The organism is Micromonospora sp. NPDC005197 (assembly GCF_040608295.1).
Lineage (GTDB): Bacteria > Actinomycetota > Actinomycetes > Mycobacteriales > Micromonosporaceae > Micromonospora.
Map to the genome: position 1 here is coordinate 1 of NZ_JBEXHY010000056.1, position 21,914 is coordinate 21,914.

The 21,914-nt window shown below is 73.6% G+C and carries 24 protein-coding genes and 1 riboswitch; of the genes, 7 read left to right on the forward strand and 17 right to left on the reverse strand.

The genetic code is table 11. The features are described from left to right. Both ABZU46_RS18890 and ABZU46_RS18895 read right to left on the reverse strand, forming a co-directional pair. Window positions 1-348: hypothetical protein (locus ABZU46_RS18890; RefSeq protein ID WP_354859431.1), on the reverse strand; the 348-nt coding region annotated here is incomplete at its 3' end. A 139-nt stretch (window positions 349-487) separates the two neighbouring features. Then, complete coding sequence (locus ABZU46_RS18895) at window positions 488-631, reverse strand: hypothetical protein (protein ID WP_354859433.1); 144 nt, start codon at window positions 629-631, stop codon at window positions 488-490. Between the two features lie 401 nt (window positions 632-1,032). Between ABZU46_RS18895 and ABZU46_RS18900 the strand changes: the two genes are divergently transcribed. Further along, a complete protein-coding gene (locus ABZU46_RS18900) occupies window positions 1,033-1,395 on the forward strand; it encodes an STAS domain-containing protein (RefSeq protein ID WP_354859435.1) in 363 nt (120 codons plus the stop codon). A 10-nt stretch (window positions 1,396-1,405) separates the two neighbouring features. Here the strand turns inward: ABZU46_RS18900 and ABZU46_RS18905 are convergent, their stop codons facing one another. Together ABZU46_RS18905 and ABZU46_RS18910 are read right to left on the reverse strand one after the other, a co-directional pair. Beyond that, on the reverse strand, window positions 1,406-2,233 hold the full coding sequence (locus ABZU46_RS18905; protein ID WP_354859437.1) for a 5'/3'-nucleotidase SurE: 828 nt from the start codon (window positions 2,231-2,233) through the stop codon (window positions 1,406-1,408). Beyond that, window positions 2,230-3,207: a PfkB family carbohydrate kinase gene (locus ABZU46_RS18910; RefSeq protein ID WP_354859439.1), complete on the reverse strand. Its 978-nt coding sequence runs from the start codon at window positions 3,205-3,207 to the stop codon at window positions 2,230-2,232. The genes ABZU46_RS18905 and ABZU46_RS18910 overlap by 4 nt, the downstream gene beginning before the upstream one ends. Window positions 3,208-3,378: 171 nt before the next feature. On the opposite strand from ABZU46_RS18910, the gene ABZU46_RS18915 reads away from it, so the two are divergent. After that, a complete protein-coding gene (locus ABZU46_RS18915) occupies window positions 3,379-3,831 on the forward strand; it encodes an SRPBCC family protein (protein WP_354859442.1) in 453 nt (150 codons plus the stop codon). A 117-nt stretch (window positions 3,832-3,948) separates the two neighbouring features. Here the strand turns inward: ABZU46_RS18915 and ABZU46_RS18920 are convergent, their stop codons facing one another. The 5 genes from ABZU46_RS18920 to ABZU46_RS18940 form a co-directional block, all read right to left on the reverse strand. Then, window positions 3,949-4,509: a hypothetical protein gene (locus ABZU46_RS18920; protein WP_354859444.1), complete on the reverse strand. Its 561-nt coding sequence runs from the start codon at window positions 4,507-4,509 to the stop codon at window positions 3,949-3,951. A gap of 122 nt (window positions 4,510-4,631) precedes the next feature. Then, window positions 4,632-5,651, reverse strand: a complete 1,020-nt coding sequence (locus ABZU46_RS18925) for a hypothetical protein (RefSeq protein ID WP_354859499.1) — start codon at window positions 5,649-5,651, stop codon at window positions 4,632-4,634. Between the two features lie 53 nt (window positions 5,652-5,704). Next, a riboswitch (cyclic di-AMP (ydaO/yuaA leader) is annotated at window positions 5,705-5,836 on the reverse strand. A 141-nt stretch (window positions 5,837-5,977) separates the two neighbouring features. After that, window positions 5,978-6,895 (reverse strand): cation diffusion facilitator family transporter, encoded by a 918-nt coding sequence (locus ABZU46_RS18930; RefSeq protein ID WP_354859446.1) that lies wholly within the window; start codon window positions 6,893-6,895, stop codon window positions 5,978-5,980. 106 nt (window positions 6,896-7,001) lie between these two features. Further along, window positions 7,002-9,119 carry an AAA family ATPase gene (locus ABZU46_RS18935; RefSeq protein ID WP_354859449.1) on the reverse strand — a complete coding sequence of 706 codons (2,118 nt, stop codon included), beginning with the start codon at window positions 9,117-9,119 and terminating at the stop codon, window positions 7,002-7,004. Window positions 9,120-9,226: 107 nt separating this feature from the next. Further along, window positions 9,227-10,171: an alpha/beta hydrolase gene (locus tag ABZU46_RS18940; RefSeq protein WP_354859452.1), complete on the reverse strand. Its 945-nt coding sequence runs from the start codon at window positions 10,169-10,171 to the stop codon at window positions 9,227-9,229. Window positions 10,172-10,318: 147 nt separating this feature from the next. Here ABZU46_RS18940 and ABZU46_RS18945 point away from each other — a divergent pair, with 147 nt between their 5' ends. Next, window positions 10,319-10,942 (forward strand): carbonic anhydrase, encoded by a 624-nt coding sequence (locus ABZU46_RS18945; RefSeq protein WP_354859455.1) that lies wholly within the window; start codon window positions 10,319-10,321, stop codon window positions 10,940-10,942. Between the two features lie 72 nt (window positions 10,943-11,014). Here the strand turns inward: ABZU46_RS18945 and ABZU46_RS18950 are convergent, their stop codons facing one another. Then, window positions 11,015-11,344 carry a hypothetical protein gene (locus ABZU46_RS18950; RefSeq protein WP_007463527.1) on the reverse strand — a complete coding sequence of 110 codons (330 nt, stop codon included), beginning with the start codon at window positions 11,342-11,344 and terminating at the stop codon, window positions 11,015-11,017. A 307-nt stretch (window positions 11,345-11,651) separates the two neighbouring features. On the opposite strand from ABZU46_RS18950, the gene ABZU46_RS18955 reads away from it, so the two are divergent. From ABZU46_RS18955 to ABZU46_RS18965, 3 genes are all read left to right on the forward strand, one after another. After that, window positions 11,652-12,143 (forward strand): DUF3145 domain-containing protein, encoded by a 492-nt coding sequence (locus tag ABZU46_RS18955; protein WP_007463525.1) that lies wholly within the window; start codon window positions 11,652-11,654, stop codon window positions 12,141-12,143. 94 nt (window positions 12,144-12,237) lie between these two features. After that, complete coding sequence (locus ABZU46_RS18960; protein WP_354859457.1) at window positions 12,238-13,962, forward strand: glycoside hydrolase family 3 N-terminal domain-containing protein; 1,725 nt, start codon at window positions 12,238-12,240, stop codon at window positions 13,960-13,962. 68 nt (window positions 13,963-14,030) lie between these two features. Next, window positions 14,031-14,249, forward strand: a complete 219-nt coding sequence (locus tag ABZU46_RS18965; protein ID WP_354859460.1) for a hypothetical protein — start codon at window positions 14,031-14,033, stop codon at window positions 14,247-14,249. 75 nt (window positions 14,250-14,324) lie between these two features. Here the strand turns inward: ABZU46_RS18965 and fabF are convergent, their stop codons facing one another. The 7 genes from fabF to ABZU46_RS19000 all read right to left on the reverse strand — a co-directional run bounded on the left by fabF (window position 14,325) and on the right by ABZU46_RS19000 (window position 21,091). Continuing rightward, window positions 14,325-15,551, reverse strand: coding sequence for a beta-ketoacyl-ACP synthase II (fabF, locus tag ABZU46_RS18970; protein ID WP_354859462.1), 1,227 nt, complete (start codon window positions 15,549-15,551; stop codon window positions 14,325-14,327). A 2-nt stretch (window positions 15,552-15,553) separates the two neighbouring features. Continuing rightward, complete coding sequence (locus ABZU46_RS18975; RefSeq protein WP_007463517.1) at window positions 15,554-15,793, reverse strand: acyl carrier protein; 240 nt, start codon at window positions 15,791-15,793, stop codon at window positions 15,554-15,556. Between the two features lie 85 nt (window positions 15,794-15,878). Further along, entirely contained in the window at window positions 15,879-16,823 is a 945-nt protein-coding gene (locus ABZU46_RS18980; protein ID WP_354859465.1) for a beta-ketoacyl-ACP synthase III, read from the reverse strand. Next, complete coding sequence (locus ABZU46_RS18985) at window positions 16,820-17,776, reverse strand: ACP S-malonyltransferase (RefSeq protein WP_354859468.1); 957 nt, start codon at window positions 17,774-17,776, stop codon at window positions 16,820-16,822. Before ABZU46_RS18985 ends, ABZU46_RS18980 begins: the two co-directional genes overlap by 4 nt. A gap of 78 nt (window positions 17,777-17,854) precedes the next feature. Next, on the reverse strand, window positions 17,855-19,156 hold the full coding sequence (locus tag ABZU46_RS18990) for a helix-turn-helix domain-containing protein (protein ID WP_354859469.1): 1,302 nt from the start codon (window positions 19,154-19,156) through the stop codon (window positions 17,855-17,857). Window positions 19,157-19,202: 46 nt separating this feature from the next. Next, window positions 19,203-19,892: a response regulator transcription factor gene (locus tag ABZU46_RS18995; RefSeq protein WP_354859471.1), complete on the reverse strand. Its 690-nt coding sequence runs from the start codon at window positions 19,890-19,892 to the stop codon at window positions 19,203-19,205. Beyond that, on the reverse strand, window positions 19,889-21,091 hold the full coding sequence (locus tag ABZU46_RS19000; RefSeq protein WP_354859473.1) for a histidine kinase: 1,203 nt from the start codon (window positions 21,089-21,091) through the stop codon (window positions 19,889-19,891). Before ABZU46_RS19000 ends, ABZU46_RS18995 begins: the two co-directional genes overlap by 4 nt. 203 nt (window positions 21,092-21,294) lie before the next feature. Here ABZU46_RS19000 and ABZU46_RS19005 point away from each other — a divergent pair, with 203 nt between their 5' ends. Next, the gene (locus ABZU46_RS19005; protein WP_354859475.1) at window positions 21,295-21,834 is read left to right on the forward strand and encodes a hypothetical protein; all 540 of its coding nucleotides are present in this window, start codon (window positions 21,295-21,297) and stop codon (window positions 21,832-21,834) included. Window positions 21,835-21,914 lie beyond the last annotated feature (80 nt).

Genomic DNA, 21,914 nt, shown 5'->3' on the forward strand with positions numbered 1-21,914 from the left:
CACCGCGCGGTCGTCCCGGCTGCCGGCGGCACGGGCAGCGGAGCCGACGGCCCAGCCGACCGCCGCGCCGACCAGCGCTGCCCCGATCAGGAGCGTCCACGGCAGCGCCGGCTGGCGCCCGGCGAGCGCGTCAAAGGCGCGCGAGGCCCGACGCCGGGCCTCCTCCGCCGCGGAGCCGACCAGGTCACCCGCCCCGTCGGCGAGCTCGCCGCTGCTGCGACGGGCCGAACGGGCGGTGTCCCGGACACTGTCGCCTGCGGAGCTGACGGCGGAGAGCAGGTGCTCCCACGCCTGGTCCGCGATCCGCTCCGGCTTGCTGCGCCGGTCCAGCAGGTTGGTTCCGAACATCGTGGTTACCTCCTCGGGTGCCGAAGCCGCCGGCCACTTCGGACTTCGGCGTCTGTCCAGCGCGGCAGGGTTTCGCTGATTCCGCAGTGCCCCGGGCCGGTCGGCCGCAAACCCGGTCGGCCGCGGCTCACCCGCCCCCTCAGCGCACCGCCACCACGGCCGCACCGCGGGCGAAGTCGTCGTCATCGTCGTCGTCATCGTCGTCCCCGCCGCCGAAACCGCAGGCCAGTACGAGGGCGAGCAGTACGCCGACTCCGGCCAGCCCGGCCAGTCGCTTGATCATCGAAGGTCCTCTCCGCCGCGGTGGGTGTCCCGGGGCTGATGCTAGGTGGCGTCGGCAACCGCCCGGCCGGCTCGGACCGGACGCGACCGGGCGACCGTGGCGCGACACGCCGGTCCCAGGCGGGGCCGGCGTACGGGATGGGTTGGTTGTCGGGCGTGTCGGGTCACGCCCGTTACCCTGGTCCGGCGACGCGTCGGTTCCGACCGATCGTGGAGTGGTCAGATAACGAAAAGTATTGGTTGATCAGATACCGAAAAGTGGGGATATGGGCGACTTTGTTCGCCCGGATCCGTGAATTGCTCATCCCGAGGGGTGGCGACCGAGGCCGTCGGAGGAATACTCTCGGTCGCGGCCCGCGTACTGATGAGACGCCCGGGGGACGGGCGGGTGGAGGTGCTCGCGTGAGCCTGTCGATCGTGAAGTCGGTCCTGTCCGGTGGTGTCGTGGAGATCGCCCCCCGGGGCGAGATCGACGTCGACACAGCGTACGAGGTGCGTGAGGCGATTGCGGAGGTGCTGGCCAAGAGCCGTCCGGTCCGCATCGAGCTGAACATGAGGCTGGTCACCTTCATCGACTCGGTCGGCATCAGCGCCATGGTCGCCGGCTTCCAGACCGCCGAGGTCAGCGGCGTCAAGCTGGTGGTCACCGAGCCGAGCCGGTTCGTGCACCGTCAGCTCTGGGTGACCGGTCTGCTCGGTCTCTTCGGCGCACCGGAGCCCTACTTCGCCGGGGCCGCCACCCCCGAGGTGCTTCCGGGCGCTTGAGCGCCCTCCGTCAAGGCTGCTCGTCCAGACCGGTCAGGTCCACGTCGGTCACCTCGGTGACCGCTCGGATGGCCGTCACCGACGCGTACCCGGCGGCCAGCAACGCCAGGTCCGTGCCGGGCTGCGCGGCCTGGCCGGGCTCCTCCAGCGCGGTACGCACGAAGCCGTGCCCCGACTCGGCCACCGTCATCTGCACCTGACCGAAGCTGGCCAGGGAGCCGCGACGTACCCCGCGCAGCCGTCCGTGCGGCAGGTCGGGGGCGTTGACGTTGAGCACGCTCTCCGGCGGCGCGGCGGTCAGCCGGGGGAGCAGGTCCAGGGCGACCCGCGCGGCGGTGACCCAGTGCCGTTCGGCGTCGCGTACGCGGGCTGCGGCGTCCACCGCGGCCCCGCCGCTGCCGGCCGTCGCCTCGCCCGCGGAGAGCACGTCCAGTGAGACGGCCATGGCCCGGCACCCGTTCGAGGCGGCGGTGAAGGCGGCGCCCACCGTGCCGGAGTGCAGCACGGCGCGGCCGGCGTTGGCACCCCGGTTGATCCCCGACAGCACCACCGACGGCGGCGGGCCGAACGCGCCGTGCAGCGCGATCAGCGTGATGAAACCGGGCGAGCCGGCGACCCCGTACGCCGGCACGCCCGCCAGGTCGGGCAGCGGGTGGTCGTGCACCACCACCCGCCCGTCCCGTTCCACCGCGCTCATCGCGGCGCTGGTGCCGCTGGCCTCCTCCATCGGCGCGGCGACCACCACGTCCAGGCCCCGCTGGGCGGCGGCCACGGCCAACGCCTGGATGCCCGGCGCGGCGATCCCGTCGTCGTTGGTCACGAGCACCCGCAGCGTCATCGCTCGACCGCCCGGTCGGCCAACTCGTCGGGGGTGGTCCGCTCCTGTTGCCGACTGTCCGCCGGGACGAGCCGGACCCGCTCCACCAGCCCGGTGATCGAGTCCAACCGTCCGGTGCCCAGCCCGTGCCGGGTCACGTTCAGTGCGCCGGCCGCGGCGCCGGTACGGATGGCCGTCCGGATGTCGCCACCACGGGCGATCACGGCCGCCACGCCGGCGGTCATCGAGTCGCCCGCGCCGCGCGGATCGGCGGCCTCCAGCCGGGGCATCTCCACCTCGAAGAGCTCCCCGTCGATGAGCGCCAGCGCCGGCTGGTCGGCTCGGCTCACCACCACCGTCTCGGCGCCGGCGGCGTGCAGGTCGTACATCGCCCGGGTCAGCTCGGCGCCGTCCCCACTGCGGGCGCGACCGTCCCGGATCAGCTCCTCGTGACTCACCTTCAGGAAGAACACACCGCCGTCCAGTACGGCGCCCAGGTGGTCACCGGACAGATCAGCCACCACCCGGCTGCCGTTGGCGCCGAGGTCTGCGGCGAAGCGGCGGTACAGGTCGGCCGGGACGAGCCACGGCGCATTCGGGCCACTGAGGACGCTCACGTCGGCGCGCAGTCCCTCGCCGAGCGCCAGGTTGTACAACTCGTCCAGCTCGTGGCGGCTCAGTCGGTCCCCGGGCACGTCCACGACCTCCTGTCGGGACCCGCCCCGCCGGTCGTGCACGTACCCGCCGCTGCCGGAGTCGCGCATCACCACCTTCAGGTCCACCCCCTCGCTGACCAGCAGCGGCTCCAGCACCTGACCGACCTCGCCACCGAGCGCGGCGCAGAGCACCACGTCGACCCCGAGCGACAGCACCATGCGGGCCTGCCAGACGCCCTGGCCGCCGGGGTGCAGGTGCAGTTCGGGCTGGTCGTTCGGCTGATCCACGGTCACCGTCAGTTGCGGGGTGGGCGCGAAGACCATCACGTGCCCGCTCACCGGTCGTCACCGAACATGTGTCCACCCTCCGTCACAACCGGTGATTTCCCATCAGCCGACCGTAATGGGAATGCTGCGCGAATACCGGGACAACGGACGGTGTCCGTCCGGGCGTTGCCAGCCTGAGCCGCGTACGGGACGATCGTGCGACCAGCGACGTCGGGAGACTGTGTGCTCAGCAGCGACAGCTTCAGCTACACCGTCCAGGCCCGCTGCTCACTCGCCGAGGCGGCGGCGTTGTTGAGCGACCTGACCCGCCAGGGCGAACTGCACCCCCTGATCGTCCGGGTCCGCCGGGTGCCGCCCCGTCCGGGCGCCCGAGCCAGCTACACGATCAACGACAGGCTGGCGGTGGGGCCGTTGCGCTTCCGCACCACCTACCAGGCGGACGTGCTGATCAGCGAACCTGACGAGATCGTCACGGTGGCCCGCCAGTGGCCGGCCACCACCGTCCGCAACCACACCCGGTTGCGCGCCGAGCCGGACGGCCTGGTCCGGATCGACGTCGACATCACCCTGCGCGCGCCGACGCCCCTGTTCCGGTACGCCTTCCAACAGGCCCGCGCCGCCCACCTCGCCCTGGCCACCCGCCTCGGTGCGGCCCTCGACCGCCCCGCGTCATGATCGTGCCTCGCCGATCATGGAGTTGTGGTGGGCCACAAAACGCCCATACAACGCCAAGGCAGGCACCACAACTCCATGATCGCCGGGCCATCCAGCACGGGTTGGCCGGCCGGAGCCCTAACGCAACACTGTTGACTTCCGTGTTGTTGCGCGATCTTGTGGCGCGTTGCGTGCCGGGCTCGCGGCGGCGGAGGTATGGCGTGCGCCGGTGGGTCGGGCGGGTCGGCGGCCCCAGGGCTTGTACGTGGAGAGCACGGTCGCGATGATCATGAGGCTGGTCGACACCGCGGGCGCGATCACCAGGTCGGCGCGATCCCGGGCGGGGAGGGCGGCGCCCAGCGCGCTCGCGTGCCGCAGGTTCGGGGTGAGCAGGAACAGCACCAGCCCGACCATCACCGTGGTGATCACGAGCTTGACCAGCACCCACCGGTAGCGCACCAGGCCCCAGGGGGTGAGCAGCGCGCTGGCGACGCCGACGAGCCAGACGAGCACGCTCAGCGGCGCGAACAGCACCGTGCCGACGAGCCCGGCGACCGGATAGACCACGGCCGGGTCGGCGCCGCGCTGTGCCGCGATGCCGAGGGTGAGCAGCACCAGGTCGGCCCCGAGCCAACCGAGCGAGGTGATGAGGTGCAGGGTGAGCAGCGCCTTGCGGGTGGCGGGTGGGATTCGCGGCATACCCGACATGCTGCCGGCCCGGCCCGGCCGGGTCGTCCGATCACCGGCGGCGTCCGGGGTACGTCCGCTGACGTACCCGGGGCCGGCGCACCCGCTCGACGGTGCGCCGGCCACCGGTGGGGTCAGTACACCGACAGGTGTACGTGGTTGGTGTGTTCGCTGGAGGGGTCGCCGTTCCCCCCGCTGTACGACTTCCACCCGCTGCTGGGCAGCCAGATCTGCCTGTACCAGATCACGTAGAGCACGGCGAGCCGGTCGGAGTTGCGGATGAAGTACGCGGCCAGGTTGTTGCCGTACGTCTTGTCGCCGCCGGTGGCGTCCCCGCCGAAGCCGCCCTTCTGGGCGGCGAAGTCGCAGGCCCGGCCCTTCGGGTGTTCGCCGGAGCCGCCCGAGCGGTGACAGGAGACGTACCGGGTGAAGCCGGCGGCCTTCGCCTGGTTGAGGGCGTGCAGGGTGCGGGGGGTGATGCAGCCGCTGGCCGGGGTGGGGTCGTTGACGCTGCACGACTCGGAGGGCCAGGAGCCGTCGGAGTTGCGTGGCGCGGGCTGGGCGTTGGCGGTGGAGGTGCCCCGGTTGGAACTGGTGTCGGCAGCGGTGGTGCGCGGCTTGCTGGTGGCGACCGCCAGGGCCCGTTCGGCCTGTTCCTTGCGCTTGGCCATCACCTCGACCTGCTTGCGCTGCTCGCGGATCTCGCCGTCCAGGGCGGTGCGGGTGCGGTTGGCCTCGTCCCGGGTGGCGTGCAGGTCGCGCAGCACCCGGTCCTCGTTGGCGGCCACCACGTCCAGCGCGGCCGCCCGGTCCATGAAGCCCTCGGGGGTGTTGGTGTTGAGCAACGCCGAGACGGTGCTGAGCCGGCCGGTGCGGTACGCCACGCCGGCGATCTCGCCGACCTTGCCGTTGCGCACGGTCATCTCGGCCTCGGTGGTCTTCAGCTTGGCCGCGAGTTGCTGCTGGCGCTTGACGGAGGTGTCCAGGGCGCGCTTCGCGTCCAGGTAGCCCTTGCTGGCGGCCTCCAGTTGGGCCCGCAGCGCGGGGGTGCCGCCCTCCTCGTCGCCGTCGGGCGCCGCGGCGGCCCGCAGGCCGCCGGGGGGAGCGGCGGTGGCGGCGCCCACCGGTAGGGCGACGCCGAGGGTGACCATCATGACGATCAGTGCCGCGAGTCGGGCGGCGGGTGGTCGTGCTGGTGCCACTACGCATGTCCTTCCGTCAGCCGCCGACCGGGTTAGCTGACGGGTTCGGGACGGAAGATCCCTACCGCTGACGCGGATGCACCCCAGGAACGTGGTTCCCCGGTTCGCCCTCTCGGGTGATTAGGCGGCGGCCGCCACCGGCGCCGGGAGGGCGCCGCCGGGTGGTGGCCGGGGACGAGCCTACCGGGGCAGGTGGGACGTGTGCAGTCGATGTGACGGAAGGTGTCTGCGCCGCCACCGAAGATGACCGCAAAACGGTCTTTTCGTCAGATATGTGCTCACCACTCGATCGAACCGCAGGCGCCCGTGGCGGACCCGGGCTCGATCTGCAGCGTGGCGTGCTCGATGCGGAAGTCCTCCCGCAGGGCGGTACGCGCCGCGGTGAGCACCGTGCCGACCTCCCCGCCGGGCGCCATGATCAGGTGTGCGGAGGCCACCTCCATGCCCGAGGTGAGCGTCCAGACGTGCAGGTCGTGCACCTCCACCACGCCGGGCACCGCGGCCAGTCGGTCGTGCACGGCGGTGACCTGGAGGTGTTCCGGGGCGGCCTGCACCAGGATGCGGACGGCCGCGCGCCCCAGCCGCCAGGTGCGCGGCAGGATGAACACGCCGATGGCGACCGCGACCAACGGGTCGGCCCACCACCACTCGGTGACCGCGATGAGCAGCGCCGCGCCGATCACGCCGAGCGAGCCGAGCAGGTCGCCGAGCACCTCCAGGTAGGCGCCCTGGAGGTTGATGCTCTCCCGGGCGCCGGCGCGCAGCAGCGCGAACGCGATCACGTTCGCGAGCAGGCCGAGGACGGCCACCGCGAGCATCGGGCCGGTCAGCACCTGGTGCGGGTCGCCGAACCGGCCGATCGCCTCGATCACCACGTAGACCGCCACGCCGGAGAGCAGGACGGCGTTGGCCAGGGCGGCGAGCACCTCGAGGCGGTAGAGCCCGAAGGTGCGCTGCGGGTCGCCGGTGGCCCGCCGGGTGGCGGTGATCGCGGCGAGCGCCATCCCGATGCCCAGCACGTCGGTGAACATGTGCCCGGCGTCGGAGAGCAGGGCGAGCGAGCCGGTGTGGAAGGCGGCCACACCCTCGACCACCATCAGCGTCGCGAGCAGCCCGAACGCGGCCCAGAGTCGGCCCCGGTGCTGGTGGGCGGCGTTGGTGACCGACCCGTGGTGGTGGTCATGACCTGCTCCCACGAAATCCACCCTCCGTCGCCACCCGGGACCCGGTCAAATGTATGCTCACATCGCTATGTATGCAAGTGTACGGGCCGGCCCACCCTTCGACACCGCAACCCGCAGGTCAGCCGGTCGGGTCGATGGTGGTGAGCCGCTGGGTGGCCCGGGAGAGCGCCACGTAGAGCGTGCGTACGCCGGAGCCCGGATCGGCCCGGATCTCGCTCGGGGCGACCAGCACCACCCCGTCGTACTCCATGCCCTTCGCCTCCAGGCTGGTCACCACCTGCAGCCGCGCCGCGCCGAGTGAGCCGAGCCAACCGGCGACCTCGTCGCGGCGGGTGACCGGCGTGATCACCCCGACCGTGCCGTCCACCTCGGCCAGCAGGCCGGTGGCCGCCTCCACGACCGCGGTCTCCAGCCCGGCGGGCGGCACCACCAGCTCGACGGGGTCGATCCCGGTGGAGCGGACGGCGGTCGGCAGCGACAGGTCTGGGTAGAGCCGGCGGATCTCCGCCGCCGCCACCGCGAAGATCTCGGCCGAGTTGCGGTAGTTGGTGGTGAGCGTGAAATCGTGCCGCTTGCGCCGGCCCAGCGCCTGGTCCCGGGCGTGGGTCAGCTCCTGGGGATCACCGGTCCACGCGGTCTGCGCCGGGTCGCCCACGACGGTCCAGGAGGCCAGACGGCCGCGCCGTCCGACCATCCGCCACTGCATCGGCGAGACGTCCTGCGCCTCGTCCACCACCACATGCGCGTACTCCCGGTAGTCCTCCGGACGCTCCCGGGCCGCCGCGCGGGCGGCCCGCTGCCGGTCGCTGGCGGTGCTCAGCTCGCGCACGCCGCCGGCGAGTTGGAACGGGTCACGGCGGGCCCGCGCCGGCTGCATGGGCTTGCCGAGCAGCGCGTCCAACTCGTCCAATAACGCCACGTCCGCGATGGTCAGGCCCGCGGTGTCCAGATTCTGGTACGCGGCGGTGAGCAGCCTGATCTCCGCGCCGGAGAGGATGCCGCCGGCGTACCGACGCAGCCGATCCGGGCGGGCCAGCCAGCCGAGCACGTGTCGGGGGTGCAGGCGCGGCCACCACGCCTTGAGGAACTCCCGGAACTCCGGCCGCTCGGCGATCTCGCCCTCGAAGGCCCGGTGCTCGGGCAGCCGGGTGATGCCCACCGCCCGGGCCTGCGCCCAGAGCGCGGCGAACACCCCGTCGAAGCCGGCCCGGCGTGCCTCGTTGCGCCGGGCGCCACGGTGCAGCGCGCGGTCCCGGATCCGGTCCAGCTCGGCCCGGTCCAGCCGCAGCAGCGTGCCCCGGTAGAGCAGCCGCAGCTCACCCGGGCCGCCCGGCACCGCGTCGCGGGCTGCGCGCTCCAGCACCCGGCGCATCCGCAGCGAGCCCTTCACCGCCGCCACCTCGGGCGGGTCGGCGCGGGTGGCGGTCATTCCCGGAAAGAGGCTGCCCAGCGAGTGCAGGGTCGCCGTGTCTTCACCGAGCGAGGGCAGCACCGAGGCGATGTACTCGACGAAGACGGTGGACGGCCCGACCACCAGGATGCCCCCGCCGGCGTACCGGCTGCGGTCGGAGTAGAGCAGGAAGGCCGCCCGGTGCAGGGCGACCGCCGTCTTGCCGGTGCCCGGACCGCCCGCCACGATCGTCACCCCGGAACCGGGCGACCGGATGGCCTCGTCCTGCTCCCGCTGGATCGTCGCCACGATGTCGCGCATGCCCCGACCGGTGGCGCGGGACAGGGTGGCCAGCAACGCGCCGTCACCGACCACAGTCATCCCCTCCGGCGCGGCGGTCGGGTCCAGCAGGTCGTCCTCGATCCGGGTGACCCGCTCGGCGCGCGAGGAGATGGTGCGGCGACGCACCACGCCCAGCGGCTGCGCCGGGGTGGCCTGGTAGAACGCGGAGGCGGCCGGCGCGCGCCAGTCGACGACCAGCGTGGTGGCGTCCTCGTCGCGGATGCCGAGCCGCCCGACGTGCAGCACCTGCCGGTCGCGCAGGTCCAGACGGCCGAAGACCAGCCCCTCGTGCTCGGCGTCGAGGGTGTGCCGTCGCTGCGCGGCGTGGAAGACCATCGCGTCGCGCTCGACCAGCGCGCCGAACGTGCCGACCCGGGCCATCCGGTAGCCGTCCCGTTCGGCCCGAACCGCGGACTGGCGCAGCTCGGCCAGTCGGGCGTACACCCGGTCGAGGTGCCGTTGCTCGACGGCGATCTCCTGCTCCAGGGCGGTCTGGTCGGTCAACGCACGCTCCTTCGATGTCGCCGGCAGACGGCGCGAACCGCGCGGGCCAACCGCAGAAGGGTACGGCCCCGGGCCCGGGGCTTCGCGCCCGAGGTGCGGGAACGTGCTCAGCGACCCGTCCCGGTCGCGCTCGCGTCGTGCCCGTCGCGCGCCGGCGCGGCGAGCACCCGACGCAGTACGCCGGTCAGCGCGGCGTTCACCTCGTCCGGGCGCTCCATCATCAGCATGTGTCCGGCACCCGGACAGACGGTCAGCTCGGTGGCCGGCAGGGCGGCGGCGATCGACTCGGCGCACGGCGGTGGGGTCAGCCGGTCCCGGTCACCGACCAGGGCGGCGGCCGGCAGGTGGGCCAGCGCGGTGAGGGTGTCCAGCCGGCGCTGGGCGCCGATCGAGGCGCGGAAGCCGCCGATCGAGCGCAGCGAGGCGCGGGCCACCGCCGAGGTCACCAGCCGAATGTCGGAGGGATCACAGCGGTCGCCGAAGAGCATCCACCGGATGCTCGGTTGCAACGCGTTCAGCAGCGCCCGGGGCGCGCGCCACGAACCGCACCGGGCCAGGACACCGGCGCCCGTCGTCTCGGCGAGCCGGATCAGCCGGGCGATGCGCGGCGAGAGCCCGTAGACGGTGTGCGTGTGCCCCTCGGCGGTGGTCGAGACGAAGACCAGGCCGGCCGTACGGGCGGCGAAGTGGCCGGGGTGGCGGTGCGCGTACTCCATGATCGTCATTCCGCCCATCGAGTGCCCGACCAGGACCACCCGACCGGTCGGCGCGACCGCGTCGAGGACGGCGGCCAGATCGTCGCCGAGCTGGGCCAGGGTGGCCGTGGGCAACGCCATGCAGCTGGACCGGCCGTGGCCGCGCGCGTCGTAGGTGACCACCCGCACCGCGTCGCCGGCCGAGGCGGTCAGCGCGTCCACCTGCCGGTGCCAGCTGCGCCCGTCCAGCGTCCAGCCGTGCAGCAGGACGGCCGTGACCGGGGCGTCCGCAGGCCCCGTGACCTCCACGTGCAGCCGTACGCCGTCGGGCATACCGACCTCGAACCGCTCCGGCATCGCCACCTCCCCGGGCCGCCCCGGCCTCATCAGCACCGGGATACCCGGCGGTAACACCGGCTACCCGCCGAGACGCCACGCCAATCGCGCCGGGCGAACATTCCCGACCCCGCCCGTGACCGTCGGCGGCGAGCCAAGCTGAACGGCATGGAGGTGGCGGGACAGGGGCGGCAGGCCGGGGGTACGCCCCGCGCCGCGCTCGCCGAGCTGCTCGCCGGCAACCGGCGGTTCGTCAGCGGCCAACCCGTGCACGGCCACGACGTCACCGCCGCGGCGGCGGCCGCCTCCGGGGACCAGCAGCCGTACGCGGTGGTGCTCGGCTGCATCGACTCGCGGGTGCCGCTGGAGGCGATCTTCGACCAGACCTTCGGTGCGATCTGCGTGATCCGTACCGGTGGGCACGTGCTCGACCGCGCGGTGTGCGGCTCCATCGAGTACGTGGTCGGTCAGCTCGGCGTGCCGCTGGTGCTGGTGCTCGGACACGAGCGGTGCGGGGCGGTGGGAGCGACGGTGGACGCGCTGCGATCGGGGGAGCGGCCCGGCGGCTCGCTCGCTCACCTGGTCGACGAGATCGCCCCGGCGGTCACCGAGGCCGGGCTCGACGACCCGGCGGTGCATCCCCAGGCGATCCGCCGGCACGTCCGGCGTACGGTCCACGCGCTGCGCGCGGACGACCTGCTGGCCGGGCCGGTCGCGGCTGGTCGGGTGGCGGTGGTGGGCGGCCTCTACGACCTGAGCACCGGCGAGGTCGCCCTGCTCGACCCGACCTGAACACGCCGGACGCGAAACCGCCCGCCGGGAACTCCCGGCGGGCGGTCTGCTGGTGCTGCGGTGGGGGAGGGCTCAGCCCTCGAAGACACCGGCCGCGACCAGGCGCTTCTCGGTGGCCTCCCAGCCGTCGTTCGGGTGAACGGCAGCCAGGTTGTTGATCTCCGCCCGGATCTTGGCGGCGTGGCCGGCGGCGGCCAGCACCCGGATCTCCTCGACGAAGGCGTCGGAGTCGGTGCGCAGGTGCGCGGTCTTGCCGTTGGTCAGGTTGCGCACGTAGGCGTGCTTGCCGCCGTTGAGCGGGATGAGGTACTTGAACTCGCCCAGCACGCTGAGGGCGCCACCCTGGCCAGCCTGGCCGGCCCGGACGGACGCGCGCGCGGTCTTAGAGGTGTTGCTCGCCACGGAGGTACTCCTTGCAAGACGTACGGGAGGACTGGACGTCCGGGGGCTGTGTGCGGGTGACACTGAGTCGGCCCGCGAAGGTGTAACGCGGCAGAAGCCGCCGATGGAACTGTACAGGACCACGACATCAGGCTGGTCGTCGCGGTGTCCTGAGAGGCAACGGAGACCACCCGTCCGGCTATTCCGGCAGGCGTTTTTTCCGATTCCCTGGCGCACCATCCGTCACAGGAGTCATCATGTGTTGCAGCAACCACTCCGGTGGACGAGGTCGTAGGGGAAGACGCACCTCGCTCTCCGGGAGGTCACCGTGCCAACGCGTGGCGTCGTATACGTCCACTCGACCCCGCTCGCCGTGTGCTCGCACGTCGAGTGGGCGATCGCGCGCGTCCTAGCCGCGCCGGTCAACCTGCAGTGGACGGCTCAGCCCGTCGATCCCGGCGCCCGCCGGGCCGAGTGCGGGTGGACCGGCCGTCCGGGGACGGGCGCCGAGCTGGCTGCTGCCCTCCGGCAGTGGCCCATGATCCGTTTCGAGGTCACCGAGGAGCCGAGTCCCGGCGCCGACGGTGAGCGCTTCATGTACGTGCCCGCCCGTGGCCTCTTCCGGGCCACGGTCGGGGCGGCCGGCGACATCCAACTCGGCGAGGACCGGCTGCGGGCGCTGATGGCCTCCGCCCGGGCCCCCGAGGCGCTGTCGCACGCCCTCGACAAGGCACTCGGCACCGCGTGGGACGCTGACCTGGAGCCCTACCGGTACGCCGGTGACGGGGCGCCGGTGACGTTGCTCACCCGGGTCGGCTGACCTCCGCCACCGCCCCGCTGGCCAGACGCTCCCGGGCGCTGCGACCGGTAAGGTCAAGTTGCCCCGATAAGGGGGAACCTGGTGGGATGGGCGGGTGCCGATTCGCCCGCGACACGCCGGTGTCGCCGTCGCCGCCCTGACCGCCCTGCTCGTCTCCGGCTGCTCCGGCGCCCCGGACCGGCCCGACCCGACGCCCGGTCCGACCGGCGTCTCGGCGGCCCCGAGCGCTCCCGCAGCGACCCCGGCCGACGATCCGGCCGCGCGGGCCGCCGCCCTCGTCGCGACGCTCTCCGACGAGGACCTGGTCGGGCAGGTGCTGATGCCGTACGCGTACGGCGACTCGGCCACGAAGGTCTCGACCGGCTCCGTGGCCGGCAACCAGGCCCTCGCCGGCGTCGACACCCCCGCCGAGATGATCGCCAAGTACCGGCTCGGCGGGCTGATCCTGGTCGGCTTCAGCGCCGACGACCCGACCAAGGGCAACCAGGAGACCACCAACGTCGACAACCCCAAGCAGGTCCACGAGCTGACCACCGGGCTGCGGGGCGCCGCCGGACGGCTGGCCGCCGGCCCGGCGCCCTTTCTGATCGGCACCGACCAGGAGTACGGCGTCGTCACCCGGATCACCGACGGGGTCACCATCCTGCCCACCGCGCTCGCCGCCGGTGCGGCCGGCGACCCGAAGCTGACCGAGGCCGCCTGGCGGGCCGCCGGCGCCGAACTCGCCGCGCTGGGCATCAACGTCGACTTCGCCCCGGTGGCCGACGTGCTGGCCACCCGCAGCACGGTGATCGGCTCGCGGTCGTTCGGCGCCGACCCGAAGCTCGCCGCCGCGCAGGTCGGCGGCGCGGTCCGGGGCCTGCAGGCCAGCGGCGTCGCGGCCACCCTGAAGCACTTCCCGGGGCACGGCCACAGCGCTGACGACTCGCACAAGGACCTGCCGGTGCTCACCCAGTCCGCGGCGGAGCTGCAGAGCGGCGCGTGGCCGCCGTTCACCGCCGGGTTCGAGGCCGGCGCGATGGCCGTGATGTCCGGCCACCTGGACGCGCAGGCCATCGACCCGGGCACCCCGGCGACCTTCTCCCACAAGCTGCTCACCGACGTACTGCGCGGCCAGCTCGGCTTCCAGGGCGTGGTGATCACCGACGGGATGAACATGCCGCCGGCGAAGCGCTGGGCGCCCGGCGAGGCCGCCGTCCGGGCGCTGAACGCCGGCAACGACCTGATCCTCATGACCCCGAACGTCGGCCAGGCGTACGACGGGCTGCTCGCCGCCCTGCGCGGAGGCTCGCTGCCCCGGGCCCGGCTGGTCGACGCGGTCACCCGGGTGCTGACCATGAAGTTCCGGCTGGCGACGGCCCCCACCGAGCCGATGTCCACGCTCAACACCCCGGCGCACCGGGCGGCGGCGGACGCGCTGGCCGCCGGTGCGGTCACCGTGCTGCGGGGCGCCTGCGGCAAAGCGGTGCAGGGCCCCGTCACCGTCACCTCCTCCGACGGCCGTGACGGCACCCGGGCGGCGCTCACCGCCGCGTTGACCAAGGCCGGCGTGACCGTGAAGCCGAGCGGCGGGACCGTGGTGCACCTGGTCGGCTACGGCGACGGCGACAGCGACCTGCGCGCCGACGCGGCGGTCACCGTCGCCATGGACACCCCGTACGTGCTGGCCAAGGCCACGTCGCCGACGCTGCTGGCGACGTACTCCTCCAGTCGGTCGTCGATGACCGCCCTGGCCGCCGTGCTGGCCGGCAAGGCCCGCCCGGGTGGTCGGTCCCCGGTGGCTGTGCCCGGCCTGCCCGCCACCACCTGCGGCGCCTGATTCCGCCGGGGCCCGCAGGTCGGAAATCGCGTCGCCGGCGAGGGCGTCGACCTGGCAGCCTCGCTGTCATGGCAACCGCACAGGGCTTCCGCTACGACCAGCGCGCCGACGGCACGGTGGTGATCACGCATCACGGCCGGGTGGCGGGCACGCTGCGCGGCGCCCGGGCGGCGGAGTTCCTCGCCGAGGTCGACGACGACCCACAACTGGTGATGGCCCGCTGGACCGGCAACTACCGCCACGGCAACGAACGCACCGCCAAGCAGCATCCCCGCAACCGGGGCTGAACGTGCCGAAGGGCCCCCTTTGCTGAGGGGGCCCCTTCGGTAAACCCGCAGATCGGCCGTCTCACGGCCGCTGTCTCACGGTCGTGCGAAGACCAGCGCCACGTTGTGGCCGCCGAAGCCGAACGCGTTGTTCAGCGCGGCGGGGATCTCCATGTGGCGTGCCTTGTGCGCGGCGACCTCCAGGCTGAGGCCCGGCTCCGGGTCGTCGAGGTTGATCGTCGGCGGGACGACGCCGTCGCGGATGGCCAGGATCGTGGCGATCGACTCCAGCGCTCCGGCCGCACCGAGCAGGTGACCGGTCATCGACTTCGTCGCGGCCAGCACCGGGTGGTCGCCGAGCGCCTTGTGCAGCGCGCCGATCTCCAGCATGTCGCCGACCGGGGTCGACGTGGCGTGCGCGTTGACGTGCACGATGTCCTGCTTGGCGATGTCCGCGTCCGCGATCGCCCGAGCGATGGCCCGGATGGCGCCCTCACCCTCGGCGTGCGGCTGCACGATGTCGTACGCGTCGGAGGTGATGCCGGCGCCGGCGAGGCGCGCGTACACCCGAGCGCCGCGGGCTGCGGCGTGGTCGGCGCGCTCCAGCACCACGATGCCCGCGCCCTCACCGAGGACGAAGCCGTCGCGGCCGGTGTCCCACGGGCGGGAGGCCCGCTCCGGGTCGTCGTTGCGGGTCGACATGGCCCGCATCGAGCTGAAGCCGGCGATCGGCAGCGGGTGGATGACCGCCTCGGTGCCGCCGGCCACCACCACGTCGGCCCGGCCGGCGCGAATAATGTCCAGACCGAGCGCGATCGCCTCCGCGCCGGTGGCGCAGGCGCTGGCCACGGTGTGCACGCCGGCCTTGGCGCCCAGCTCCAACCCGACCCAGGCGGCCGGACCGTTCGGCATCAGCATCGGGATCGTGTGCGGGGAAACCCGCCGCGGCCCGGACGCCTCCAGGATGTCGTCCTGGGCGAGCAGGGTGGTGGCACCGCCGATGCCGGAGCCGACGCTGACGGCCAGCCGCTCCCCGTCGAGGCCGGAGTCGGCGAGGCCGGCGTCCGCCCAGGCCTGCTGCGCCGCGATGATCGCGATCGCCTCGGAGCGGTCGAGCCGGCGCAGTCGGACCCGGTCCAGCACCTCGGACGGCTCCACGGCCAGCTGGGCGGCGATCCGGACCGGCAGTTGCGCGGCCCACTCCTGGGTGAGGGCACTCACCCCGGAGCGGCCGGCGAGCATGGCGTCCCAGGTCGACGCGACGTCCCCGCCAAGCGGGGTCGTCGCGCCGAGCCCGGTGACGACGACGTCAGGACGACTCATGATCAGGACTGCGCCTCGATGAAGCTGACGGCGTCCCCGACGGTCTTGAGGTTCTGCACCTCGTTGTCCGGGATCTTGACGCCGAACTTCTCCTCGGCGGCCACCACGACCTCCACCATGGAGAGCGAGTCGACATCGAGGTCGTCGGTGAAGGACTTCCCCTCGGCCACGTCGTCCGGGTTCACCCCGGCAACCTCTTCGAGGATCTCGGCGAGGCCGGTGGTGATCTCGTCACGGGTCATTGCGGTTGGTTCCTCTCATAGGGGGGTCTCCGGCGGCCGGCGTCGCCGACCGCCGCTCCTCGACGCGTACGCGCCCGAGGGGGTTTCAGGGGCAGCGGACGACCTGACCGGCGTAGGTCAGGCCGCCGCCGAAGCCGAACAGCAGCACCGGGGCGCCCGACGGCACCTCCCGGCGCTCGACCAGCTTCGACAGAGCCAGCGGCACGCTCGCCGCCGAGGTGTTGCCGGACTCGACGATGTCCTTCGCGATGATCGCGTTGGGGATGTTGAGCCGCTTGGCGATGCCGTCGATGATCCGGGCGTTGGCCTGGTGCGGCACGAAGGCGGCCAGCTCCGACGGGTCGACCCCGGCCCGCTCGCACGCCTGCAGGGCCAGCGGCGCGAGCGCGGTGGTGGCCCAGCGGAACACCGCCTGCCCCTCCTGCTGGATGTACGGGCGCCAGCCCTCGATGCGGACCGCGTCGCTCTTCTCCGGCACGGAGCCCCAGACGACCGGGCCGATGCCGGCCGGCTCGTCCTCGGCCGTGGCGGTGACCACCGCGGCGCCCGCGCCGTCACCGAAGATGATGCAGGTGGAGCGGTCGGTCCAGTCGGTGAAGTCGGACAGCTTCTCGGCGCCGATGACTATCGCGTTGCGCGACGCCCCGGCCCGGATGGCGTGATCCACGGTGCCCAGGGCGTACGCGAAGCCCGAGCAGGCGGTGTTGACGTCGAACGCGCCCGGCGCGGCGATGCCCAGCTTGGCGGCGACCCGGCAGGCCACGTTGGGGCTGCGGTCGATCGAGGAGCAGGTGGCGACCACGACCAGGTCGATGTCGGCGGCGGTGAGCCCCGAGTTGGCCAGCGCCTTGCCGGCGGCCGCGGCGGCCATGTCGGCCACCGTCTCACCGTCGGCGATCCGCCGGGTGACGATGCCCACCCGGTCGCGGATCCACTCGTCGTTGGTGTCCACGAGCTGGGCGATGTCGTCGTTGGTCACCACCCGGGAGGGCTGGTAGTGCCCCATCGAGACGATGCGACTGCCGGTCATGAGTGTCCTCCGATGGGGGCGAGCGGTTGGCCCGGCGTGCCGTGGCGGGCGATCAGGTCCCGTGCGGCCGGCAGGTCGTCCGGGGTGTTCAGGGTGACGATCTCCGGGGCGCCCGCGCCCTTGAGCTCCCGCTTGACCAGACCGGCGAGGGTGCCGGCCGGGGGCAGCTCGATCACGCCGGTCACCCCGCGCTCGGCCAGCGTGCGCATGCACAGGTCCCAGCGCACCGGGGCGGTGACCTGGCGGACCAGCCGGCGCACCAGCTCCTGGCCGTCGGTGACGGCGGTGCCGTCGAGGTTCGACAACAGGATCCGGGCCGGGTCGGCGGGGGCGATCCCGGCGGCGACCGCGGCCAGCGCGGTCTCGGCCGGGGCCATGTACGGGGTGTGGAACGCGCCGGCCACCTGGAGTCGGATGACGCGGGTCTTCGCCGGCGGGTCGGCGGCGAACTTGTCCAGCCCGTCCAGCGCGCCGGCGGCGACGATCTGGCCGGCGCCGTTGCGGTTGGCCGGGTGCAGCCCGTGCGCGGCGATCGCGGCGAGCACCTCGTCCGGGTCGCCACCGAGCACGGCCGCCATTCCGGTCGGCTCCAGCGCGCACGCGGCCGCCATCTCCCGGCCCCGGATCCCGGCGAGGGTGAGCGCGGCTTCGGCCGAGAGCACCCCGGCCACCGCCGCGGCGCCCAGCTCGCCGACGCTGTGGCCGGCGGTGAGCGTCACGCCGTCCAGCGGCAGGTGCTCGGCGGCGAGCAGCGCCGCCGCGACGAGCAGCGGCTGGGTGCGGGCGGTGTCCTTGATCTCGTCGGCGTCCGCGGCGGTGCCCAGATGCACCAGGTCCACCCCGGCCAGCGCCGACCACCAGCGCAGTCGCGCCTCGGTGCCGGTCAGGTCGAGCCAGGGGGTCAGGAAGCCGGGTTTCTGGGAACCCTGGCCGGGACTAAGTACGGCGAGCACGCCTATGACTCTCCCGGATACGCGTGGGTAGCGCTGTGCCGAGGCCCACCAAACCGCACTAGAACCTTTGGAGGTTTCTCACAAAGATCGGCGAGGATCATCACTGCTTTGGGCGGATTTCCGGGCGGCCGGGGTCAATGTCTGGGTCGGGACCGCCGTGACCACCGGGACCACCGGATCCAGTCGACCGACGGTCAACGCCACCTGGAGGGCGAACGCGTCCCGGGGCGACAGCGGCGAGAAGCCGGTCACCTCGGCGATGCGGCGCAACCGGTAGCGCACCGTGTTCGGGTGCACGAACAGCGCCCGCGCCGCGCTCTCCAGCGTGCCACCGGCGGCCAGGAAGGCGTCCAGGGTCTCCAGCAGCTCGCCACCGGCGCGCACCAGCGTCGCGTACACGTCGTGGCGCAACCGGCGACGCGCCTCCGCGTCGCCGGCGAGGGCCCGCTCCGGCAACAGGTCCGCGGCCGGCACCGGCCGGGGGGCGGTCGGCCATGCCGGCGCCGCCCGGAAACCGGACAGCGCGGCCCGCGCCGACTCCGTCGCCTCATCCAGACTGGGTACGGCCGGACCGACCACCACCGGGCCGTCACCGAACGCGTCCAGCAGCTTGCCGGTGGCGCTCAGCGGATCCGCCGCGCCGCCCAGGACGATCACCAACCGGTCGCCGTGCACTCCGCCGATCACCTCGACGCCGATCCGCCGCGCCTGCCGGTACACCACGTGCAGCACGGCGGAGACCTCGCCGCCGGGGGAGCGGCCGACCGCCACCGCGACCGGCGGCGCGTCCGCCCAGCCCAGCGCGGCGGCCCGGCTCGCCAGGACGTCCGGCGAGTCACCGCGCAGCAGCGCGTCGACCAGCAGGGCCTGCAACCGGGCGTCCCACGCGCCGCGCGACTCGGCGGCCCGCGCGTACACCCGGGCGGCGGCGAACGCGATCTCCCGGGAGAAGCGCAGCACCGCCTCGCGCAGCAGCTGCTCCTCACCCTCGGCGGCCAGCTGCGACACCTGCTCCTCGACGACGTCGATGGTCACCTTGATCAGTGCCACCGTCTGCTGGAGGGTGATCGACCGGGCCAGCGCCTGGGGTGCCGCGGCGAACACCTCGTCGGAGACCTCCTGGGTGCTGTCCGCCGTGCCGCCGCCGTCGCGCAGCCACTGCACCAGCGACCGGGCGCCCGCCTGGGCCACCAGCATCACCCAGGAGCGCTGGTCGGCCGGCAGGGCGCGGAACCACGGCAGCGTCTCGTCCATCCGGGCCACGCTGGCGGTGGCCAGCGCTCCCGCCGATCGCTCGATCCGGCGCAGCGTGGCCGCCAACTCCCCACCGTCGGGCGTACTCACCGCCCTAGCCTGACACGTCGTGAGCAGGCCATCCACGCCGGCACCGGTCAGCGGGCCCGGGTCGGCCGGTCCCGGCGCAGGGTCACGGTGGCGCGAGCAGGCCCAGCTCCTGGGCCAGGATCGCGGCCTGCACCCGGCTGCGCAGGTCCAGCTTCGCCAGAATCCGGCTCACGTGTGTCTTGGTGGTGCTCTCCGCCAGCGCCAGCCGGTCGGCGATCTGCTGGTTGGACAGGCCCAGGCCGAGGCAGGCCAGCACGTCGCGTTCGCGCGGGGTCAGGGTGTCCAGCGCGGCCCGGGCGGCCGCCGACGCGCCGGGCGGGGTGGCCGCGAAGGCGGCGATCAGACGACGGGTCACCGTGGGGGCGATGAACCCCTCACCGCGCGCCACGGTGTGCACCGCCGCGACCAGTCCCGCCGCGTCGGTGTCCTTGAGCAGGAACCCGGACGCCCCGGCGCGCAGCGCGCCGAAGACGTACTCGTCCAGGTCGAAGGTCGTCAGCACCAGCACGTCGGCGAGCCGGTCGGCGACGATCGCCCTGGTCGCGGCGATCCCGTCGAGGCGTGGCATCCGCACGTCCAGCACCGCCACATCGGGGCGCACCTGCCGGCACAGCCGGACCGCCTCGTCGCCGTCGGCCGCCTCGCCGACCACCTCGATGCCCGGCGAGCCGTTCAGGATCAGGGCCAGACCCGCCCGTACCGCCGGCTGGTCGTCCGCGAGCACCACCCGTACCGGCGCGGCGCCGGCGTCGCCCGAGCGCGGCGCGGTCACCCGCCCTCCCCGGTGGGCAGGGCGGCCCGGACCTGCCAGCGGCCGTCGTGCGGCCCGGCGGTGAACCGGCCGGCCAGCAGCGCGGCCCGCTCCCGCATCCCGATCAGCCCGGCCCCGGCGCCCGGCAGCCCCGACCCGTCCGGGCGCACCGGATTCTCCACCGTCAGCACCACCTCCGCCGGCCGGTACGTGATGGTCAGCTCCGCCTCGCCCGTGCCGTGCTTGAGCGCGTTGGTCAGCGACTCCTGCACGATCCGGTACGCGGCGAGGTCGACCCCCACCGGCAGCGGGCCCGGGGTGCCGTCGGTGTGCACCCGTACCGCGAGGCCGGCCGCCCGGATCCGCTCGACCAACCCGTCCGCCTCGGCGAGCCGCGCCGTGACCGCCTCCGGCACCGCGCCGACCACGCCCGCCGTGCCCCGCTCACCCGCGTCCGGCTCGCGCAGCAGCTCGATCATCTGCCGCATCTCGGCCAGGCCCTGCACGCTGCTCTCCCGGATCACCCGCAACGCCGACTCCACCTGGCCCCGCTCCAGCCCCGGTACGGACAGCACGGCGGTGGCGTGGATGGCCACCGCGCTCAGGTGGTTGGCGACCACGTCGTGCAGTTCCCGGGCCATCCGCGCCCGTTCGGCGCTGACCGCCTGCCGGCGGTCCAGCTCGACCAGCCGGGCGGTCTGCTCGGCCCGGGCCCGCTCGGCGGCGGCCTGGTCCCGGTACTGCCGCACGCTGATCCCGGTCAGCACCGGCAGCAGCCCGGCGAGCACCACCGGCACCCCGACGGCGGCCCCGCGCCACTGCCCGAAGCCGAGCACGCCGGCCACCACCGCGATCGCGCTCAACGTCGCGGTGATCCCGAGCAGCCACCGCCACAGCCGGGGCGGGCCGTACACGCAGGCGTCGTAGAGCACCTGCGTGTAGATCACGACGGTGCCCAGCGAGTTGCCCAGCGCCGTGTCCACCACGAGCGCCCCGGTCCCCACCGCCAGGCTGGCGCGTGGCGCGACCCGACGCAGACCGACGGCCACGCACACCGCCAGCAGCGGCGCCAGGAACAGCTCGGGCGGCACGTCCGGGTGCGGGACGATCTGCGGCTGCATGCCCAGGCCGTACAGCACCAGGCCACCGATCAGCGACGCGCCGGCCAGCGTGAGATCCCGGCCGGCCGTGCCGGAGCCGAGCCACGGTGGCGGTCGCATGCCCCGATCCCACCACAACCGTCGACCCTCCGACTCCGACCAGGGAAGGAGCCCGCCGGCTCCGACATGCGTCGAAAGGGGTACGTCGAGCGCGTCCCGGACGGTTGGTCCGTCGAAGGGAGGACCCCGATCTCGTCTCCGGCGTCGAGGCCCGGGCCCCGCCGATCGGCGACGCTGGGTGCCGACGACGGGGGGAGGTCGCCATGGTGGTCGCGGTGATCATCGGTTGTGAGATCGCGTTCTGGGTCCTGCTCGGCGCCGGGCTGGTGGCCCGCTATCCGCTGCGCCGGCCACGACTCGGCGCGGCGCTGCTGGTCTGCGTACCGCTGGTCGATCTGGCACTGCTCGCCGCGTCGGTGATCGACCTGCGCCGCGGCGCGACCGCAGGCGTCAGTCACGGTCTCGCCGCCGCCTACCTCGGCTTCTCGGTGGCCTTCGGGCACTCGATGGTGCGCTGGGCGGACCAGCGCTTCGCCCACCGGTTCGCCGGTGGTCCGCCGCCGGTGCGGCCTCCCCGCTACGGCTGGGCCCGCACCCGCCACGAGTGGCGGGAGTGGGCCAAGGCGCTCCTCGGCTGGGCTGTCGCGTGCGCCCTGCTCGGTGCGGCGATCCTCTGGGTCAACGACGCGGAACGAACCCGTGAACTGGGCAACTGGATCCGCAGCCTCACCGTCGTGATCCTGATCTGGCTGGTCGCCTTCCCGGTCTGGGAGACCCTGTTCCCTCGCCGCCCGAAGCGCTGACCCCGGGGTACGCCGTGCACAGGCCGTCGGTCCCGGCCAGTACGGTGACAGGGCACGTCGGGGGGAGCGCCCCCGCGCGT

Excerpts from the sequence above, each read along its gene's own strand:
- ABZU46_RS18905 (WP_354859437.1), bottom strand. The coding sequence starts at position 2,233 with ATGACGCTGCGGGTGCTCGTGACCAACGACGACGGGATCGCCGCGCCG.
- ABZU46_RS18895 (WP_354859433.1), bottom strand. The coding sequence starts at position 631 with ATGATCAAGCGACTGGCCGGGCTGGCCGGAGTCGGCGTACTGCTCGCC.
- ABZU46_RS19000 (WP_354859473.1), bottom strand. The coding sequence starts at position 21,091 with ATGCGACCGCCACCGTGGCTCGGCTCCGGCACGGCCGGCCGGGATCTC.
- ABZU46_RS18940 (WP_354859452.1), bottom strand. The coding sequence starts at position 10,171 with ATGCCGGAGCGGTTCGAGGTCGGTATGCCCGACGGCGTACGGCTGCAC.
- ABZU46_RS19005 (WP_354859475.1), top strand. The coding sequence starts at position 21,295 with ATGGTGGTCGCGGTGATCATCGGTTGTGAGATCGCGTTCTGGGTCCTG.
- ABZU46_RS18980 (WP_354859465.1), bottom strand. The coding sequence starts at position 16,823 with ATGACCGGCAGTCGCATCGTCTCGATGGGGCACTACCAGCCCTCCCGG.
- ABZU46_RS18945 (WP_354859455.1), top strand. The coding sequence starts at position 10,319 with ATGGAGGTGGCGGGACAGGGGCGGCAGGCCGGGGGTACGCCCCGCGCC.
- ABZU46_RS18920 (WP_354859444.1), bottom strand. The coding sequence starts at position 4,509 with ATGCCGCGAATCCCACCCGCCACCCGCAAGGCGCTGCTCACCCTGCAC.
- ABZU46_RS18975 (WP_007463517.1), bottom strand. The coding sequence starts at position 15,793 with ATGACCCGTGACGAGATCACCACCGGCCTCGCCGAGATCCTCGAAGAG.
- ABZU46_RS18965 (WP_354859460.1), top strand. The coding sequence starts at position 14,031 with ATGGCAACCGCACAGGGCTTCCGCTACGACCAGCGCGCCGACGGCACG.
- fabF (WP_354859462.1), bottom strand. The coding sequence starts at position 15,551 with ATGAGTCGTCCTGACGTCGTCGTCACCGGGCTCGGCGCGACGACCCCG.
- ABZU46_RS18925 (WP_354859499.1), bottom strand. The coding sequence starts at position 5,651 with ATGATGGTCACCCTCGGCGTCGCCCTACCGGTGGGCGCCGCCACCGCC.